We start from the raw sequence: 18,790 nt of genomic DNA, 5'->3' as shown, positions 1-18,790 counted from the left end.
CGTGCATATTTCCAATTTACTCTGAAGCTTCACTTTGCAGGCAGATAAAATAGGCGAGCAGTGAGCCTTTATACGTTTTAATGTCTATCCCCGATCGCTCAATAAATTTATCAATCCGATATTGCAGACTGTTGCGATGCAGATGCAGTTTTTTCGCCGTTAACGTCACATTTGAATTGTTTTCAATGAACAGCTTAATCGTTTTCCTCAACTCAGATTCATTTCCAAATAAAATCTCAGCTTCTTCAGAGAGCAGCGTTTCAAGCTTTTCTTTTTCAGTTTCTAATAATAAAAAAGGAAATATCATCTCAAAGGTTACACTCTGCATCTGGGGCAGCCGTTTTTCAGCAAATAAGAAATACGTCTGTTCCCGGGCATAATGGTTACGCAGACTCTCATCCGGTTCATAAAATCTCCCGGCATAAAAACGGACACTGGAGTAGAAATCACCCTCAAGAACCTTAGCGAGTGATTCTAGTTCGTCCTTGCCCGCTGCCGCTTCACTTTCCTGCTCGACAACCACGCCTCTGTCCTCATGCATCCACACAATCACAAAAGGCACCGGCCAAAAATGGCGAACTGCTTCCGCAAAGGACGTCCGTTCTATTTTACCGAGCAAATGAAAATGAACAAATCTCGTCCGTTTTTTTATGCTCTCCGGCACTCCTCCTTTAGAGAAAAGAAACGCAAACCACTTGTTTTCCTCCGGCGACTTTAAAGACAATTGATTGACCCCATCCACAGGTGTTAAAAAAGACTGCAGCAGCAAGGCCTCTTTATCGCTGATCTCTGTTTTCGGGATGGAGATATATCTCTGACTGCTCTCATCAAAAAAGCATAGACAGTCTTCCTTTACGCAAAGCTTCTCAGATACAATCGAACTGGGATATACAGCCAGAAGCGATTTCATAGAGTCTCCTCTCTTATGTAAGGATCTGTATATTCAGTATAAGGCGAAATTCACTGGTTCTCCAATAAAAAAAGGCGATGATAAAATGAAAGCGTTCGTTTACTGATTAATTCCAGTGGAAACAGTAAGGGGTATGCAGAACTAAAGGAGGATGATCATTAATGAGTTTAGAAGCGTTAAACGAAAGTTTTATCAACGGAAAATGGATCAAAGGGGAAAGCGGGCGCACGGAGGACATTTTGAATCCGTATGACCAGTCTGTCATCACAACAGCCACTCTGGCAACATGCAAACAGCTGGAGGATGCCTTTGACATTGCACAGCAAGCGCAAAAAGAGTGGGCCAAGAGCACAGCAGAAGACCGAAAAGCAGTCCTGCAAAAAGCGCGCGGCTACTTACAGGAAAATCGTGATGACATCATCATGATGATTTCCCGCGAAACCGGCGGAACGATCATTAAAGCAACGATTGAGCTTGAGCAGACAATTGCGATTTTAGATGAAGCGATGACATACACCGGCGAATTAGGCGGCGTCAAAGAGGTTCCATCCGATATTGAAGGGAAAATCAATAAGATTTACCGCCTTCCGCTCGGTGTCATTTCATCGATTTCTCCATTTAATTTTCCAATGAATTTATCCATGAGAACCATTGCTCCGGCGATTGCGCTGGGAAACAGTGTTGTTCACAAGCCTGATATCCAAACCGCTCTTTCCGGCGGAACCACCATTGCGAAAGCGTTTGAACACGCCGGTCTTCCTGCGGGTGTCCTCAACGTCATACTGACGGATTTAAAGGAAATCGGAGACGGCATGCTGACCAATCCGATCCCGAAATTAATCAGCTTTACAGGATCAACCGCTGTCGGGCGCCGCATCGGTGAAATCGCCGGGCGTGACTTCAAGCGGATGGCCCTTGAGCTCGGCGGCAACAACCCCTTCGCTGTTCTTTCTGACGCAGATGTCGACCGTGCTGTGGACGCGGCGATTTTCGGGAAATTTATTCACCAAGGGCAAATCTGCATGATTATCAACAGGATCATCGTTCATCAAGAAGTGTACGACGAATTTGTCAAAAAATTCACCGCCCGTGTCAAACAGCTTCCATACGGTGATCAAACCGACCCGAAAACCGTTGTCGGCCCGCTGATCAACGAGCGCCAAATCGAAAAAGCGCTGGAGATCATTGAGCAGGCAAAGGCAGACGGCATCGAACTTGCGGTTGAAGGAAAACGTGTCGGGAACGTACTCACACCGTACGTCTTTGTCGGTGCCGACAACAACAGCAATATTGCCCAAACAGAGCTGTTTGCCCCGATTGCAACCATTATCAAAGCCTCCAGCGACCAGGAAGCGATTGACATGGCAAATGATACAGAATACGGCCTTAGCTCGGCAGTTTTTACTTCTGATTTAGAAAAAGGTGAAGCATTCGCCCTGCAAATTGACAGCGGCATGACCCATGTCAACGACCAGTCCGTCAATGACTCGCCGAATATCGCCTTTGGCGGAAACAAAGCCAGCGGAGTCGGCCGCTTCGGAAATCCGTGGGTGGTCGAGGAATTTACCGTAACGAAATGGATTTCGATACAGAAGCAATACCGCAAATATCCGTTCTAAACGAACGAATCCCTCTGCTTTGCACGCAGAGGGATTTTTCATTATTTCGATATATCAACAAAGCCTTCACCGAATACATCGCGTACGTCATGAACGATCACAAATGCTTTTTTATCGCAGCTTCTGATGATTTTCTTCAGCATGGACAGCTCCTGTTTATTAATGACGATATACAAAATTTCTTTGGATTGGCCCGTATAGTTTCCCTTTCCCGATAAAATCGTCACTCCCCGATCCATCAAGGTATTTACCTGCTTAGCAATCTCACTCTTATGTTCCGAAATAACCGTAATGGCTTTTTTCGTATTCAAGCCTTCAATAATGAAGTCCATCACTTTCGTACCGATATACAGCATCACGATGGTAAACATCATTTTTTCCGTGCCAATGATAAAATATGAGCTAAATACGACGAGTAAATCAAAAAACAAGAGCGCGTAGCTGACATTCCAGTCTAAATATTTATTAGCAATTCTGGCCAAAATCGCGGAACCAGCTGTCGTCCCGCCAACCCGGATAATGATCCCAATCCCGACTCCCGCAAAGACACCTGCGAAAATTGTATTGATGATCAATTCATCAGACGGAATGCTCCACCCGTGTGTCAGATGCAGGAAAAGCGAATTCGCCGCTACGGCAATGATGGTATAGATAGTCGTTTTACCGTCCAAAAATTTGTAGCCGACGACAAGCAGAAACGCATTTAAAATAAAGTTCGTTATTCCGGGAGACCATTGAAACACATAATACAAAATCAGCGTAATCCCAGTGACCCCGCCTTCTCCAAGGTCATTGGGAATCGCAAACAAATTCACCGCAAGCGCGAAGAAAAAAGCGCCAATCACAAGCATCAGCACATCAAGCATTTTCTTTTTCATCACAAAACACTCCTTCTTCAGATCCTATCAACAAAAAAACCCAGGAGTACGCTCTCGTAAAAGAGCAGAAACTCCTGGGCTTTTATCCCACCGTGTCATAACAGCTGGGCTGCTATGTGTTTTCTCTCGGTCACAGTCCAATTTCCATTGCGGAACCCTAGAAAACCAATGTTATTATCCTATCATTTTTTCTTTCTGATATTAGCATTATAAGTGACGGTTTGGATTGATTCAAGGGGTGTTTGCGGAGATTTGGTCAGTAAATTAAGAGAAAGAAAAAGACATTTAACTGTTAATAAATGAAAACTTTTAACCGATATGATAAAAAGCACCTTTTTTAAAAATTAAAATTTAAAATTTTATCTGTAATTTATCATTGACTATACGAAAATATATAGGCAAAATAGAACATATATTTTAAGCATTTAATTACATAGGAGGAAATAAAATGTCAGATAAACTAACACACTGTAAAGCTTGCGGTCAAGAGATTGCAAAAGGTGTTAAAAAATGTCCGAACTGCGGTAAGGATCAACGCAACTTTTTTATGAGACATAAAATCATTACATTTATTTTAGCGATCGTTATCATTTTCATCATTTTTGCAAATATCGGAAACGATACAGACTCTCAAGCTTCTACCAGCTCCGACTCTAAAAAGTCAGCGAAAACAGTACAAAAGGCTGATATAGAAAAACTATATACCAATGCTGATCAATTTAAAAATTATAAAGTTGATCTATATGTTAAAGTTTTTGACGTTGAACAAGACGATAATGGTACATACCTTCAAGGCTATAACAATCCAGAAAAGTTAAGCAAAAATACTATTATTATGAGTGACGATTCTAATTTAGATATTAAAGATGACGATATTATTCATGTAGTCGGTACAGTGAAAGACAAATTTGATGGCGAAAACGCATTGGGCGGATCTGTTTCAGCACCGAGAATTGTTGCCGATTCCATTGAAAAAAGCGACTATGCAACAGCTTTTGCTCCAGCTCAAAAAACAATTAACGTGAATAAAACACAAAACCAGCACGGATTTGCACTTACGCTTCAAAAGGTTGAACTTGCTGAAAAAGAAACTCGCCTATATGTAAATATAGAAAACAAATCAAAAGATGAAATCAATTTTTATAAATTCAATGCCAAAATTACAGCTGATAATAAACAAATCGAGCCTAAATCCGACCTTTCAGAGTATCCTAAAATTCAAAGTGAAATCTTACCGGGCGTTAAAACTGAAGGCGTTATTGCTTTTCCTAAGATCGAAAGCAAAACAGCGAATATTATTTTAGATGGTTCTTCCGAAAACTACGATATTACAATCAACCCATTTACATTTGAAGTAAACTTGGATAAATAAAAAGAAGAGCTAGGGAAAACCCTAGCTCTTCTTTTTATGCTTTCGCACTCTTATACCCATTCACATTAGAAGACTGCCATCTCCAAGAGTCGGCACACATTTCCTCCAGGCCTCGTTTTGCTTCCCAGCCCAGTTCACGCTTTGCTTTCGCAGGATCTGCGAAGCAGGTGGCGATGTCTCCAGGACGACGGTCCGCAAAACGGTACGGAACTTCTTTCCCTGACACTTTTTCAAAGGCTTTGACCATTTCAAGCACACTGTAGCCTGTACCCGTTCCGAGATTATAGGCATCTGCTCCTGTGGCATTCAATACTTTTTCCAATGCTTTGACATGTCCTTCAGCGAGATCAACGACATGAATATAATCGCGCACGCCTGTCCCATCTTTTGTCGGATAATCATTGCCGAATACGCTTAATTGATCAAGCTTGCCGACAGCTACCTGCGCCACATACGGCATGAGGTTATTCGGAATGCCGTTCGGGTCTTCACCGATCCGTCCGCTTGGATGCGCACCGAATGGATTAAAGTAACGAAGCAGCGCGACACTCCATTCATTGTCGGCTGTATGCAAATCACGCAAAATTTGTTCAAGCATGAGCTTCGTCTGCCCATAAGGATTTGTCGCACTTAATGGAAAGTCCTCCGTAATTGGCGATGTTTCCGGAACGCCATACACCGTGGCAGATGAACTGAACACGATTTTCTTGACGCCGTACTTCTCCATGACCTCGCATAAAATAAACGTACCCGTCAGGTTGTTATGATAATATTTGAGCGGAATCGCAACAGATTCACCGACTGCTTTTAACCCCGCAAAATGAATTACAGCTTCGATTTCATTTTCTGCAAAAACGGAATCTACCGCTTTACGGTCCAATAGATCCGCTTCATAGAATGTTAAATCTTTTCCCGTAATCTCCTTAACGCGGTTCAGCGCCTCCGCCGAACTGTTGGATAGATTGTCAAGAACGACAATGTCATAGCCGCTATTTAATAATTCAACACATGTGTGGCTCCCGATGTATCCCGCGCCGCCTGTTACAAGTATTGCCATGATGTAAACCCTCCTAAAAAATGACCTGGGATCATTATATAATGTTTAAAACGGGTCCGCATCCATTTTCAAGAAGTTTAATCATTGTTTCATATTATTCCGGCCAAGTTGGCAGAGGACAGATCAGAAAAATCAATCTGCCGGTTGACGTTTTTTTTCTGCATATTCGCTATGCTTAATGCAGAAAGGATTTGATGACATGGCGATGAGCCCTTATATTTTTATAGTCTTTATTCTTATTGTTTTATCGATGTATCGAGAAAGAAAGGTAAAGCCCGGGAAGCTGCTGATCATTCCGCTCTTGCTGTTATGGGGCGTATCAGCATCATTTCAGCCGGTATATGTTCATTCTGTATTACACGTAGCGATCAGCGGTATGCTATTACTGATCGGGCTGGCCTGCGGGTTTGGCATCGGAAAGATGGTAAACGTGCGGCTTCACCCGGAAACTGGAAAGGTCACTTCACGCGGCTCCCTTGGAAGTGTTATCCTCATTCTAGTGATACTTTCTTTGCGGATGGCCGCGAGAGTATGGCTGCCTGAGAGCAATGAGATTTTTATTTCCATTATTCATTCTATGTTCTTCATTCCCCTCGGCACCATCACAGCCCGCAACATCATGCTTTACAAAGAATACAGACGGCTGACCGCTGGCAAAGTATCGATTCAATAACTGAAAGAAGGACCAGCATGAACCGACAATCTCCGGCTCGGCACTACAAGAAGCTTGTGCCGAGCCTTATTCTCATTTTGAATTGCATACAATTTTTATTTCATCCAGGTAAAGCTAATTCTATTTTGTTAGCGTTTGTGTTTGCGGTATACTTAGCATTCATTTGGATCATTCGCTATGCAGCATCCGTTGCTGTCAAATTGAGCATATTTATCGGGCTTTGGCTCCTTACCATTTTTCTTTGGCTTGATTCAGGTCAAGAACAGGGAGCCGCCTATTTTTTGATTGTATTTTTAATGATTTATGCGGCCTTCTGGCTCCCTTCACGACTTTCCATCATATTTACAGCATGTATAATTGGCGGCAATATATTTGTGCTATCCATACATGGCGGGAACTTGGATACCATCATTGGCAACATCTCGATCATGATCGGACTATACGTCTTTTTTTCCTCCGTTCGTTTCAGGCGAGAAGCGAGAAGAGAGGCTGAACGGAATCATGCTGAATTGGCGAAAATGCATGAGCAGCTGGAGCAGGCGCATGGAGAACTCCAGAAAGCGCACGCAGAGCTGCAAGAGGCTTCTGTTCTTTCTTTAAGATACGCGGTCCTCGAGGAGCGTACAAGAATTGCCCGCGACATTCATGACAGCATCGGTCATGAGCTGACTTCTGTGATTGTTCAGCTTCAATCTCTTCCCTATATCCTGAAAAGCAGCAAGGAGGATTCAGAACAAGTCATTCAAAATGTACTGACTGTCGCCAGAGAATGCCTTCAGGAAGTCCGGTCTGTCGTTCACCAAATGGGCCGAAGTGAATCGCTGGTCGGTCTTACGGCTTTGCGGGGACTTATTCATCAAGTGGAGGAACGGAGCGGTTTGCACGTTTCGTTAGACACTGCTGGCCTGTCAGAAGAGTCTTGGCCTCAACATGTAAGCGAAACGATCTATCGCATTTTGCAGGAAGGGCTGACCAATACGATTCGTCATGCTCACGCTGACCAAGCGGCTGTCGTCCTATCTAACGACGAAACTCATCTCTACCTCACCATCACCGACGACGGGCAATTCACCGGCAATCTTACTTGCGGATTTGGGCTGACAGGAATGAAAGAGCGCGCTGAAATAGCAGGTGGCTCTCTTTCTTTCAGCGCCGTACAGCCGAGTGGCCTGCAAATTGAGCTGGCATTGCCGCTGACGATAACGAATAAGGAGAAAAAAGATGAACAAAGATAAAATACGCGTCGCACTTGCCGATGATCAGCCGCTTGTACGCGAAGGCTTCCGTTACATCATCAACGCACAGCCGGATATGGAGGTTTCCGGTGAGGCTGGCGACGGATACGGCATTATTGCGCTGGCAAAGCAAACAAAACCCAGCGTCATCCTAATGGATGTCCAAATGCCGCATTGCTCAGGCATTGAAGCGGCGAAAGACATTATGTCCGCACTTCCAGATACGAAAATTGTCATTTTAACAACCTTTGATACCGAAGAATATGTCTTTGAAGGAATTCGCGCGGGCGCAGTCGGCTATCTGCTGAAAGATACGCTTCCTGAAGAATTGATTGACGCCATTCGCGCCGCGGCCAGAGGCGAAGCGATTTTCCGCACAGCCACAGCGGCTAAAATTATCAGCGAAACATTTCGCTCGAAGCAGCAAACTCAAGCCGAAGAACCGGCAGATCCGTTTACTAAAAGAGAGCTCGAAGTTCTTCAGCAAATGGCCTACGGGTTGAGAAATGAAGATATTGCGGAAGCGCTTTTCGTCAGTGAAAGCACCGTAAAAACCCATGTGCACCGCATTCTCCAAAAGTGCAATGCCCAAGATCGGACACAGGCAGTCGTTTTTGCTATTCGAAACGGTATTGTGCAATAGAAATCTCTCATCCCGCCATGATAAAATAAGACAAAGGAGATGATTGGAAATGAAAGAAGACATCATTGAACGGTTTACTACATACGTAAAAGTCGACACGCAGTCCGATGAATCCGTCGACACTTGCCCTTCCACACCCGGCCAGTTGACGTTAGGAAACATGCTCGTTGATGAATTAAAATCAATCGGCATGCAGGATGCAGCTATTGATGAATATGGCTATGTCATGGCGACTCTTCCCTCCAATACTGAAAAAGACGTGCCGACAATCGGCTTTCTAGCCCACGTCGATACCGCCATAGACTTTACTGGCAAAAACGTCAATCCGCAAATCATTGAAAGCTACGACGGAAAAGACATTGTTCTCAATGAAAAGCTGCAGGTCACCCTGTCGCCTGATCAATATCCGGAACTGTCCGGCTATAAAGGCCACACACTCATCACCACAGACGGCACCACCCTTCTCGGCGCAGACAATAAGGCCGGGATCGCAGAAATCATGACAGCTATGGATTACCTCATCAAACACCCTGAGATCAAACATGGCACGATCAGAGTCGCCTTTACGCCCGATGAAGAAATCGGCAGAGGCCCGCACAAATTTGATGTGAAACGATTTAATGCGTCCTTTGCCTACACAGTTGACGGCGGCCCTCTCGGCGAACTTGAATACGAAAGCTTCAATGCCGCTTCAGCAAAAATCACGATCAAAGGAAACAACGTACATCCCGGCACGGCAAAAGGGAAAATGATCAACTCTGCAAAAATCGCAATGAAGCTGAACAGCCTGCTTCCGGCAGACGAAGCGCCTGAATACACAGAAGGCTACGAAGGCTTCTACCACCTGCTGTCGATGCAAGGGGATGTAGAGGAAACAAAACTCTATTACCTTATAAGAGACTTTGACAAAGATCGCTTTCAAAACAGAAAACAAACAATGAAGCGTGTCATTGAGGAACTTCAAAACAAATATGGCCAAGACCGGATTCAGCTTGATATGAACGATCAATACTACAACATGAGAGAGAAAATCGAACCTGTCATTGAAATCGTCAATACCGCCAAGCAAGCAATGGAAAACCTCGGCATTGAACCAAAGATTTCTCCAATCCGCGGCGGCACGGACGGATCCCAGCTGTCCTACATGGGACTCCCCACACCAAATATCTTTACCGGCGGGGAAAACTTCCACGGCAAATTTGAATACATCTCAGCCGATAACATGGTCAAAGCCGTAAATGTCATCGTTGAGATTGCAAAACTGTTTGAAGAACAGGCGTAATGCGAAAGACCAGTCCAAAAAGGGCTGGTTTTTTGCGTAAAAACGAAACATTTCGAATACTTCCTCCGTAAAACAAGTATTGACGAATGAGGAGGAAAAACCGATGACCAAACATGCAATCGCCGCTAAGAGTCTATTGAAAAAATGGATGACAGCCAGACCGCTTAACACCCAAAAGAAATCGAGTCCCTTTCAAAAAATCAGAAAGATGTTCAAACGCTTCTTCTGATCAGTCACTTATATCTCCCCAAAAAACAACCCGCGTTCACTCCCATCGCCCAAATACTCCGTCATTTGGGTTTTTTGTGTTCAATTACGAAAAATAGGGTATAAACCAAACAAGCAAGCGCTCCCACCCAGAAAACAGTCAATAGGAATTAGTTTAATTTAGGTTAAAAGTTATATAAAGGAATTTAACCACCCGCCGATAGTAACTATAGAACCAATCATCAACAAGAGAACTCACCATTTTATAAGACTATTTTCAGATTATCAGGTTAGACTGTTTTTGAGGGGCAGCTATTTATTTTTTGTAGATTAAGAATTTTTTGAATACTTATTGGCGTTTTATCCGTATAATAGAGAATACCAAAACAATTTTTGGGAGGTATGTAAAATGATTCTATTTATTATCATCGCATTATGTGGCTATCTTCTTTTTTCTTTCAGCAAGGACAATCGCCGCAAACCGCAAAAGACAAGCCCTCTGCCAGCAGCCGCACCTCATCAAAACAACCTAATCGACCTTGACGCCATCCGCCAAAAACGCCGGATGCATCTTTCCTAAACCTATATTTCAAGGAAAAGGCTGCTGACCAATTGCAGCCTTTTTCATTTTAAAAACATAACTTGAAACCTTTTTACCCCCTGTCCGTAATCTTTTACAAGGCGAATTCAAAAGGAGACTGCGCAATGATCGATTTATTTATGAAACAAAAAATGTTCTCGTTTAAAGATGCATTCCACATTTATAACCGGGATGAACAGGAGAAATTCAAGGTAGAGGGCCGGTTTTTTTCGTTAGGCGACTCGCTGCAAATGACAGATTCATCTGGAAAATCGCTCGTTTCTATCGAACAAAAAGTAATGTCTTTTTTGCCGAGATATGAGATTTCAATTGGGGATGAATTGGTTTGTGAGGTGACGAAAAAAGTAACATTTTTCAAACCGAAATTTGAAATTTCCAAGCTCAGCTGGGAAATCGACGGTGACTTGTGGAAAAATGAATTCCAGATAACAGATGGAGAGAATGTCCGAATGTCAGTCAGCAAGAAGTGGCTCAGCTGGGGTGATTCCTATCATTTGCAGATTGCAAACGAAGAAGATGTGCTGATCTGCACGGCTATCGCTATCGTGCTTGATATGGTGTTATATGAAGATAAAGATGACCATATTTTCTAAAATATCATTGACAATTGATCTAAAAGTAATAATATTAAGATAATTGAAATTTGAATATGCAGATGTACCTTATCAAGAGAGGTGGAGGGACTGGCCCTATGATACCCGGCAACCGCTGTTTCACAACAGAATGGTGCTAAATCCTTTAGAACATTGCGTTCTTGCAGATGAGGCGGAGATTTGATCATTCAAGCTCTTCCTTACTCGAAGGAAGAGCTTTTTTATGTTCAACACATTTCAGAAAAGAGGCGAATGACATGGCTCAACAAACAAATGGTGCGGGACAAAAACCAGCAAAACAACACAGCGCTCCCTTCCGTGCCGATCATGTTGGCAGTTTACTGCGATCTGTTCCGGTGAAAGAAGCACGGCAGAAGAAAGCGGCCGGCAAGGTCACAGCAGAACAGCTTCGTGAAATCGAAAATCAAGAAATCATCCGGATTGTAGACAAGCAAAAAGAAATTGGCCTTGAAGTGGTAACTGATGGGGAATTCCGCCGTTCTTGGTGGCATTATGATTTCCTGGAGGGGCTTGACGGAGTGGAACCGTTTATTCCGGCGGAAGGAATTCAGTTCCACAATGCAAAAACAAAAGCACGCAGCATCAAAGTGACGGGAAAACTCGATTTTACGGATCACCCAGCGCTTGCTGATTATCGATTTTTACAAGAAATTGCTGGAGATGCGACACCAAAACTGACGATTCCGAGCCCGAATATGCTGTTTTTTGGTGAAAAGGCGGATAAAAAAGTTTATGACGACCAAGAGGAATACTTTCATGATCTGGCCCAAGCGTACAAAAAAGCAATCAAAGCCTTTTATGATGCCGGATGCCGTTACCTTCAGCTTGATGATACGTCATGGTCCCTCTTCTTTGAGGAAAAAGGCAGAGAAGTTGTCCGGGCACTCGGCGGCGATCCAGAAACATTGCCTGCCTTGTTCGCCAAAACGATTAACGAGGCAGTGGCAGACCGGCCTGATGATTTAACAATCACGATGCACATTTGCCGGGGCAACTTCCGTTCAACTTGGGCGGCATCAGGAGGCTATGATGCTGTTGCAGAAACGATTTTGGACGGCTTACACTTGGATGGACTGTTCTTGGAATACGATGATGACCGCTCTGGAAACTTTGATCCTCTCCGTTTTGTGAAGCGCAAGGATCTGCACATTGTGCTCGGTTTGATTACATCGAAATACGGCGAGCTTGAAAATCCTGAAGATGTGAAACGCCGAATTCATGAAGCCGCGCGCTTTGTCAGCCTGGATCAGCTGTGCCTCAGCCCGCAATGCGGTTTCGCCTCTACAGAAGAAGGCAATCTTTTGACAGAGGAGCAGCAATGGGCGAAGCTGCGTCATGTCATCAACATCGCAAATGATGTGTGGAGATAATCTATCATTGACAGAATCAGAAAATGTGTGAATAATAGATAATATCAGAAAATTTCATAAAAGGTTTTCCTTATCAAGAGAGGTGGAGGGACTGGCCCTGCGATACCCGGCAACCGCTGTTTAACAGAATGGTGCTAAATCCTTTAGAACAATGATTGTTCTTGAAGATAAGGTTGAGATTGTCAGACAAGCTCTTCCTTATCCCAAGGAAGAGCTTTTTATATTTGAATGGAAAGAAGGAATGGACAACATGCCACAACAAAAAACACCCGCAGAACAAAAATCACTTCAAAGAAAAAAACCGCCGTTTCGCGCGGATCAAGTCGGAAGCTTGCTGAGATCAGAGCCCGTTAAAAAAGCGCGGCTGCAAAAAGCGGCCGGCGATATAACGGCTGAGCAGCTTCGCCAAATCGAAAACGATGAAATCATCCGCATCGTGGAAAAACAGAAGGAAACCGGCCTGAACGTCGTGACAGACGGTGAATTCCGCAGAGCATGGTGGCACTTTGATTTTCTGGAAAATTTGGATGGCGTTGAGCCGTTTACTCCTGAGCAAGGGATTCAATTCCATAACGTACAAACAAAAGCACGCGGCATTAAAGTCACAGATGATATCGACTTTTCAACTCACCCAATGCTCGAAGATTACTCATTTCTCCATAGCATTGCCGGTGATGCGACGCCTAAGATGACAATCCCAAGCCCGAATATGCTGTTTTTCCGCGGAAAACTGGAAAAGGGTGCATACAAAAACGACTATCACCTTTTCCAGCACGATGTGTCCCAAGCATATAAAAAAGCGATTCAAGCGTTTTATGACAGAGGCTGCCGTTACCTCCAGCTTGATGATACAGCATGGGCTGTTTTCTTATCAGAAAAAGGCTTAAAACAAATCGAAGCGTTCGGAACAACACCTGATGAGCTTCGCCAGCTGTTTGCGAAATCAATTAATGACGCGATTGCAGACCGTCCGGATGACCTGACTGTCACCATGCATATTTGCCGCGGCAACTTCCAGTCCACTTGGACAGCGGAAGGCGGCTATGACGCAGCTGCTGAAACCATTTTTGACGGCTTGAATCTTGACGGGCTTTTCTTAGAGTATGATGATTCACGCTCCGGCGGATTTGAGCCGCTCCGTTACGTAAAACGGCCTGACCTTCAACTAGTCCTTGGCTTAGTGACATCTAAATTCGGTGAACTTGAACACCCGGATGATGTGAAACGCCGGATCGAAGAAGCGTCTCGTTATGTAGGCTTAGACCAGCTTTGCCTCAGCCCGCAATGCGGATTCGCTTCAACTGAAGAAGGCAACAAGCTGACTGAAGAACAGCAGTGGGCGAAGCTCCGCCATGTGGTTGAAATCGCTAACGATGTTTGGAAATAAGCAAAGAAAAAACACACTTGATTCCATTGCGGAGCAAGTGTGTTTTTTTTCAGCTGTTGCACCATCCTGAGTGCCACACGGCTCTTATCAAAATCAGACAGAGCAAATATCTGCAAACAAATTGACTGCATGAAATGGAGGGCACACGAACGTGTTATTCCTTTATTTTCTCATGCCGCAATATTAATTTTATTATTGTGAAAAAAGTTAAAAAGGTTGATTTTCAAAAAATGAAAGGATAAAATACTGCTATCATCTTAGAAAAAGACATTCTTGTATATAATCAGTAATATGGTCTGATTGTTTCTACCTAGTAACCGTAAAAAACTAGACTACAAGAAAGTTTGATTAAATTTGAACGAGTTGAAAAGGACAAGTTCTTTTCTGTTTGCTCTTATTTTTCACACTTTCTGTATTTCCAGAATTTGTGAAGGATAAGGGCTTTTTTCGTTTCCATAATAAACCACATAGGAGTTGCTATCATGTATTTTTTATTAAACCTTATCGGTCTCATTGTGATTATGGCAGTTGTATTCCTATGTTCTCCGCAGAAAAAGAAAATCAAGTGGCGTCCGATCATTACGTTAATTGTGCTGGAATTGCTGATTACTTGGTTTATGCTGGGAACAAAAATCGGAAGCTGGGTCATCGGAAAAATTGGTGAATTCTTCACTTGGCTGATTGCTTGCGCCAGTGACGGTATCGCGTTTGTCTTCCCGTCTGTCATGGCGAATGAAACAGTGGACTTTTTCTTCAGTGCACTTCTTCCAATTATCTTTATCGTCACATTCTTTGATATTTTAACCTATTTCGGCATTTTGCCTTGGCTGATTGATAAAATCGGATGGGTGATTTCAAAGGCTTCCCGTCTGCCGAAATTAGAAAGCTTCTTCTCTATTCAAATGATGTTCCTGGGAAATACCGAGGCTCTTGCGGTCATCCGCCAGCAGCTTACGGTATTAAATAACAACCGTCTGCTTACTTTCGGCTTAATGAGCATGAGCAGCATCAGCGGCTCTATTATTGGATCTTACCTGTCAATGGTGCCTGCGACATATGTGTTTACAGCGATTCCTTTGAACTGCTTAAACGCGCTGATTATCGCAAACCTGTTGAACCCCGTTCATGTGCCTGAGGAAGAAGATATCATCTATACGCCGCCTAAAGAAGAGAAGAAAGACTTTTTCTCTACAATTTCTAACAGTATGCTTGTCGGCATGAATATGGTTATCGTCATTTTGGCAATGGTGATCGGATATGTCGCGCTAACGTCAGCAGTCAACGGCATTCTCGGCATTTTCATGCAGGGCCTGACCATCCAGACGATTTTCGCTTATCTCTTCAGTCCGTTCGCATTCCTGCTTGGACTGTCGGTACACGATGCGATGTATGTCGCTCAGCTGATGGGAATGAAATTGGCGACAAACGAATTTGTTGCAATGCTTGACTTGAAAAACAATCTTACATCACTCCGCCCTCACACAGTTGCGGTGGCGACGACATTCCTGACGTCATTTGCCAACTTCAGTACGGTCGGCATGATTTACGGAACGTACAACTCGATCCTTGACGGTGAAAAGTCAACGGTGATCGGGAAAAACGTATGGAAGCTGCTCGTCAGCGGAATTGCGGTATCTTTACTCAGCGCTGCGATTGTCGGCCTGTTTGTGTGGTAACAACATTGAGCCATATCCCTTTAAAGGATATGGCTCTTTTTATTGATAAATAGTGGCTGGCACCTGCACATCCCGAATTCCGGCTACATAAGGTCCCAAGTCATACTGGCCGAAAACAATGGCGATCCCGTTATTTGTAAAATAAAACATTGTGTCTTTGTTAAGGGCTATATCCTCTTTCTTTACATCAGGGAAAAACAGTTCATCGTGTTTTTTAATATAGCGGTACAGATAATCTCTCGTTTTGCTGACTTTTGTTTTGGTGTTCAGAATCTGATTCAGCGTCACCCGCTTTTGTGTTTTCAAGTCATAGTTGAAGGACTGGACAGACGTCAAACCGTGGGCGCCGCCTGAATAAATATAATTGAGCGTTTGAATACTGAGTTTGTCTGCCGCATTGAATTTGACGCTGAAGGTTGTTTGATATTCCGTTTTGAAGCCCTGCTGTTCGCCTGCTTTTTTGTTTTTTAGATATTCCTGATACGATTGTTCAATGTAGGTTTTCAGCTCTTGATTGATTTTCTTTTCAAACGCGGCATTCCCGAGGTGATGCACTTGTGGATACTTTAATTCCTTGATGTTTTTGTACGTATGGCTGCTGACAATCGGCGTTTTCGCTTGAACTGCTTTTAAAGATGGGGCCGCATATACGAATACAGAAAAAAGCAAAACCGCAATCCCCGCGGCTTTTGGCATGTGATGCCATTTCATACGATCTCCTCCTTTGATGTCGTTGTTTATCATTCCCTTTTTTAAGCAAGGTACACCTTAATAGACTGACCAAATCAGTTTCTAGATCTAACAGTTCGATTCTTCCAAATAAAAAAAGAGACAATTCAATGTCTCTTTTTCTGGTTGCGTTCAAAAATCGCTTCATGAACCACTTGAGCCAAATCTGTATTTCCAAACATCTCTAACACCGCAATGAGAGTCTGGTCCGGAATGTGTTCTGATTCGTGTTTCGGCACGACCAGTTCATCCATCGTTTTTTTCAAGCTTTCATTGAGTTTTTGCTGCGGATAGGCTTTGGTGTACAGCGCCATTGGATCAAGATCATGGTTCACACACCATTGGGCGAACACCAAAACCATCATATTTTCATCGCGTTCGTAAGCTTCAGCGAGCTGTTTTTCATTCATTTGTCATGCTCCTTATGAAAAGTATCTTCCTTTACGATACAGGAGCAGGTCAAATTCGTCTATCCCAATGACGGTGGGCGGCGACTGCCTCGATAAACGTCTTGCTGAAATCAGTGTAATCAGCTTCATCTTTCGCGGTCACGACGCCCGGCCCCTCTGTTGTGCCGACAGCTGCCTGAAGAAGGTCAACTCCTTCATTTGCCGCACTGATCGCCTTATAGTGGCTGTAGGCTTCTTGTATAAATGCCATCGCTTGCTTGTTGTCTTTTAGCGCTGGTCCTCCTGCGGCGTAAACAGCATCATACAGAACAGAATCAGTCGTCAGGAACGTGCCGCTGGCCTCAAGCTGCTGTCCGTTGCTGCTTGTGATGTATCCCAGCGTTTGGCTGATAATATCCACCGTGATCCCTTCTTGCTTTAAGGCATCCAGCACTGTTTGAAGCTCTTTTTCATCGAATCCGTTTCCGACGAGAACAGCAACTTTTCTCGACAACGCGGTTGTTACGGTACGGGCTTGGCTTAACGCTGGTGAGGTCAGAATCTCTTTTGATTCTTTCTGTTTTGCCGGCGGCTCCACACCTACTCCTTTGGCGATTTCTTCTGCTAAGTCTGCATCGACATTGCTGAAAACGTCAACGACCTGCCGCTGTACGTCCTTGCTTTTAACCTTCCCGACCTCGAAGCAGAAAGCAGAGATGATATGCTGTTTCTCGACAGGAGACATGCTGTTCCAGAACAGCTTCGCCTGTGAGTAATAATCGTTAAAGCTGTCGCTCCGCTGGCGGATTTTTTTGCCTTCTACTTTTTCCTCATAGTGGACATAGCCGCCTTCTTCTGCTGTCGCAGGCGACGGATCATTGTTTTGCAGAGAGTTTTTATGATAAGCGACTGGTCCCTTATTGATCGTCATTCGATGATAGCCGTCGTATTGGTTGTTATGGAACGGACAAACCGGACGGTTAATCGGAAGCTCATGGAAGTTTGGGCCGCCGAGACGAATCAGCTGTGTATCTGTATATGAGAAAAGTCGTCCTTGCAATAACGGATCATTTGTAAAATCAATGCCCGGCACAACATTTCCCGGGTGGAAAGCGACTTGTTCCGTTTCTGCAAATACATTGTCCTGGTTGCGGTTCAGTGTCATTTTCCCAATGATTTTTACTGGTACAAGTTCTTCCGGCCACAGTTTTGTCGGATCAAGAATATCAAAATCAAATTTGAATTCATCTTCTTCATCAATCATCTGAACACCGAGTTCATATTCAACTGTGCCGCCATTTTCAATGGTTTCCCACAGATCGCGGCGGTGGAAATCCGGATCTTTCCCGGCAATTTTCTGCGCTTCATCCCATACGAGAGAATGCACGCCTAAAACAGGCTTCCAGTGGAATTTCACGAAACGCGCCTTTCCTTGTTCATTGACAAAACGGAACGTGTGAACGCCGAAGCCTTCCATCATTCTGTAGCTGCGCGGGATGCCTCGGTCTGACATCGTCCACATCACCATATGAGCTGACTCAGGGTTGTTGGCGACAAAATCCCAAAACGTGTCATGGGCAGTCGCGGCCTGAGGCATTTCATTGTGAGGCTCAGGCTTAAACGCGTGAACCAAATCCGGAAATTTGATCGCATCCTGAATGAAAAACACAGGGATGTTATTGCCGACTAGATCGTAGTTTCCTTCTTCCGTATAAAATTTCGTCGCAAAACCCCGGGCATCGCGCACTGTGTCGGCGGAACCTTTAGAACCTGCGACCGTCGAAAACCGGACAAATACGGGTGTCTTCACTGAAGGGTCTTGAAGAAATTTGGCCCGTGTGTACTCTGTCATCGGCTCGTAAACCTGAAAAAAGCCATGCACGCCATATCCGCGCGCATGCACGACACGCTCTGGAATTCTCTCATGGTCAAAGTGTGTCATTTTCTCCCGGAAGTGAAAATCCTCCATTAGCGTCGGGCCGCGAACCCCTGCTTTTAACGAGTGCTCATCCTCTGATACCCGCAGACCTTGGTTTGTTGTCATTTTCTTCCCGCTGTTATCGCTCCTGTACTGCTCAAGCTGCTCATCCTTTGAGTGTTCATTTACACGTTTGTTTTGATCATCACTCATGTCAGTTCCCCCTTTTT

Annotated in this window: 18 protein-coding genes and 4 riboswitches; of the genes, 12 read left to right on the top strand and 6 right to left on the bottom strand. The window is 44.1% G+C overall.

Annotation, left to right across the window (positions count from 1 at the left end; all coding sequences use genetic code 11):
• Positions 1 to 16: 16 nt before the first annotated feature.
• Complete coding sequence (locus BTW01_RS14485; protein WP_162103662.1) at positions 17 to 910, bottom strand: PucR family transcriptional regulator; 894 nt, start codon at positions 908 to 910, stop codon at positions 17 to 19.
• A gap of 161 nt (positions 911 to 1,071) precedes the next feature.
• Between BTW01_RS14485 and BTW01_RS14480 the strand changes: the two genes are divergently transcribed.
• Positions 1,072 to 2,529 (top strand): aldehyde dehydrogenase family protein, encoded by a 1,458-nt coding sequence (locus tag BTW01_RS14480; RefSeq protein ID WP_162103661.1) that lies wholly within the window; start codon positions 1,072 to 1,074, stop codon positions 2,527 to 2,529.
• Positions 2,530 to 2,570: 41 nt separating this feature from the next.
• Here BTW01_RS14480 and BTW01_RS14475 read toward each other — a convergent pair whose 3' ends face one another.
• Entirely contained in the window at positions 2,571 to 3,407 is an 837-nt protein-coding gene (locus BTW01_RS14475; RefSeq protein ID WP_162103660.1) for a YitT family protein, read from the bottom strand.
• Between the two features lie 69 nt (positions 3,408 to 3,476).
• A riboswitch (guanidine-I (ykkC/yxkD leader) is annotated at positions 3,477 to 3,579 on the bottom strand.
• Between the two features lie 276 nt (positions 3,580 to 3,855).
• On the opposite strand from BTW01_RS14475, the gene BTW01_RS14470 reads away from it, so the two are divergent.
• Positions 3,856 to 4,779: a zinc ribbon domain-containing protein gene (locus BTW01_RS14470; RefSeq protein WP_162103659.1), complete on the top strand. Its 924-nt coding sequence runs from the start codon at positions 3,856 to 3,858 to the stop codon at positions 4,777 to 4,779.
• Between the two features lie 34 nt (positions 4,780 to 4,813).
• Here the strand turns inward: BTW01_RS14470 and galE are convergent, their stop codons facing one another.
• Positions 4,814 to 5,836, bottom strand: a complete 1,023-nt coding sequence (gene galE / locus BTW01_RS14465) for a UDP-glucose 4-epimerase GalE (RefSeq protein WP_162103658.1) — start codon at positions 5,834 to 5,836, stop codon at positions 4,814 to 4,816.
• A 199-nt stretch (positions 5,837 to 6,035) separates the two neighbouring features.
• On the opposite strand from galE, the gene BTW01_RS14460 reads away from it, so the two are divergent.
• The 10 genes from BTW01_RS14460 to BTW01_RS14425 all read left to right on the top strand — a co-directional run bounded on the left by BTW01_RS14460 (position 6,036) and on the right by BTW01_RS14425 (position 15,524).
• Complete coding sequence (locus tag BTW01_RS14460) at positions 6,036 to 6,509, top strand: CcdC protein domain-containing protein (RefSeq protein WP_162103657.1); 474 nt, start codon at positions 6,036 to 6,038, stop codon at positions 6,507 to 6,509.
• A 17-nt stretch (positions 6,510 to 6,526) separates the two neighbouring features.
• Positions 6,527 to 7,744, top strand: a complete 1,218-nt coding sequence (locus BTW01_RS14455; RefSeq protein ID WP_162103656.1) for a sensor histidine kinase — start codon at positions 6,527 to 6,529, stop codon at positions 7,742 to 7,744.
• Positions 7,731 to 8,387: a response regulator transcription factor gene (locus BTW01_RS14450; RefSeq protein WP_162103655.1), complete on the top strand. Its 657-nt coding sequence runs from the start codon at positions 7,731 to 7,733 to the stop codon at positions 8,385 to 8,387. The genes BTW01_RS14455 and BTW01_RS14450 overlap by 14 nt, the downstream gene beginning before the upstream one ends.
• A gap of 49 nt (positions 8,388 to 8,436) precedes the next feature.
• Positions 8,437 to 9,669, top strand: coding sequence for a peptidase T (pepT, locus tag BTW01_RS14445; protein ID WP_162103654.1), 1,233 nt, complete (start codon positions 8,437 to 8,439; stop codon positions 9,667 to 9,669).
• Positions 9,670 to 9,772: 103 nt separating this feature from the next.
• Positions 9,773 to 9,898: a hypothetical protein gene (locus tag BTW01_RS18640; RefSeq protein WP_258894769.1), complete on the top strand. Its 126-nt coding sequence runs from the start codon at positions 9,773 to 9,775 to the stop codon at positions 9,896 to 9,898.
• A 330-nt stretch (positions 9,899 to 10,228) separates the two neighbouring features.
• The gene (locus tag BTW01_RS18310; protein WP_225493168.1) at positions 10,229 to 10,456 is read left to right on the top strand and encodes a hypothetical protein; all 228 of its coding nucleotides are present in this window, start codon (positions 10,229 to 10,231) and stop codon (positions 10,454 to 10,456) included.
• Positions 10,457 to 10,581: 125 nt separating this feature from the next.
• Positions 10,582 to 11,070, top strand: coding sequence for an LURP-one-related/scramblase family protein (locus BTW01_RS14440; RefSeq protein ID WP_162103653.1), 489 nt, complete (start codon positions 10,582 to 10,584; stop codon positions 11,068 to 11,070).
• Between the two features lie 66 nt (positions 11,071 to 11,136).
• Positions 11,137 to 11,244: riboswitch (SAM riboswitch) on the top strand.
• An 83-nt stretch (positions 11,245 to 11,327) separates the two neighbouring features.
• A complete protein-coding gene (locus BTW01_RS14435) occupies positions 11,328 to 12,461 on the top strand; it encodes a 5-methyltetrahydropteroyltriglutamate--homocysteine S-methyltransferase (RefSeq protein ID WP_162103652.1) in 1,134 nt (377 codons plus the stop codon).
• A 67-nt stretch (positions 12,462 to 12,528) separates the two neighbouring features.
• A riboswitch (SAM riboswitch) is annotated at positions 12,529 to 12,635 on the top strand.
• A gap of 76 nt (positions 12,636 to 12,711) precedes the next feature.
• On the top strand, positions 12,712 to 13,848 hold the full coding sequence (locus BTW01_RS14430) for a 5-methyltetrahydropteroyltriglutamate--homocysteine S-methyltransferase (RefSeq protein WP_162103651.1): 1,137 nt from the start codon (positions 12,712 to 12,714) through the stop codon (positions 13,846 to 13,848).
• 253 nt (positions 13,849 to 14,101) lie between these two features.
• Positions 14,102 to 14,203: riboswitch (purine riboswitch) on the top strand.
• A gap of 127 nt (positions 14,204 to 14,330) precedes the next feature.
• A complete protein-coding gene (locus BTW01_RS14425) occupies positions 14,331 to 15,524 on the top strand; it encodes a NupC/NupG family nucleoside CNT transporter (RefSeq protein WP_162103650.1) in 1,194 nt (397 codons plus the stop codon).
• Between the two features lie 39 nt (positions 15,525 to 15,563).
• Here the strand turns inward: BTW01_RS14425 and BTW01_RS14420 are convergent, their stop codons facing one another.
• From BTW01_RS14420 to BTW01_RS14410, 3 genes are all read right to left on the bottom strand, one after another.
• A complete protein-coding gene (locus BTW01_RS14420; RefSeq protein ID WP_162103649.1) occupies positions 15,564 to 16,235 on the bottom strand; it encodes a DUF3298 and DUF4163 domain-containing protein in 672 nt (223 codons plus the stop codon).
• A 125-nt stretch (positions 16,236 to 16,360) separates the two neighbouring features.
• Entirely contained in the window at positions 16,361 to 16,663 is a 303-nt protein-coding gene (locus tag BTW01_RS14415) for a hypothetical protein (RefSeq protein WP_162103648.1), read from the bottom strand.
• 49 nt (positions 16,664 to 16,712) lie between these two features.
• On the bottom strand, positions 16,713 to 18,773 hold the full coding sequence (locus BTW01_RS14410; protein WP_162103647.1) for a catalase: 2,061 nt from the start codon (positions 18,771 to 18,773) through the stop codon (positions 16,713 to 16,715).
• Positions 18,774 to 18,790: the final 17 nt, after the last annotated feature.

Origin of the sequence: Bacillus sp. SKDU12 (assembly GCF_010093085.1) — a bacterium.
GTDB classification, from domain to species: Bacteria; Bacillota; Bacilli; order Bacillales; family Bacillaceae; genus Bacillus; species Bacillus mexicanus.
The sequence above is the reverse complement of the archived record's forward strand: the minus strand, read 5'-3'. Positions and strand labels throughout refer to the sequence as shown.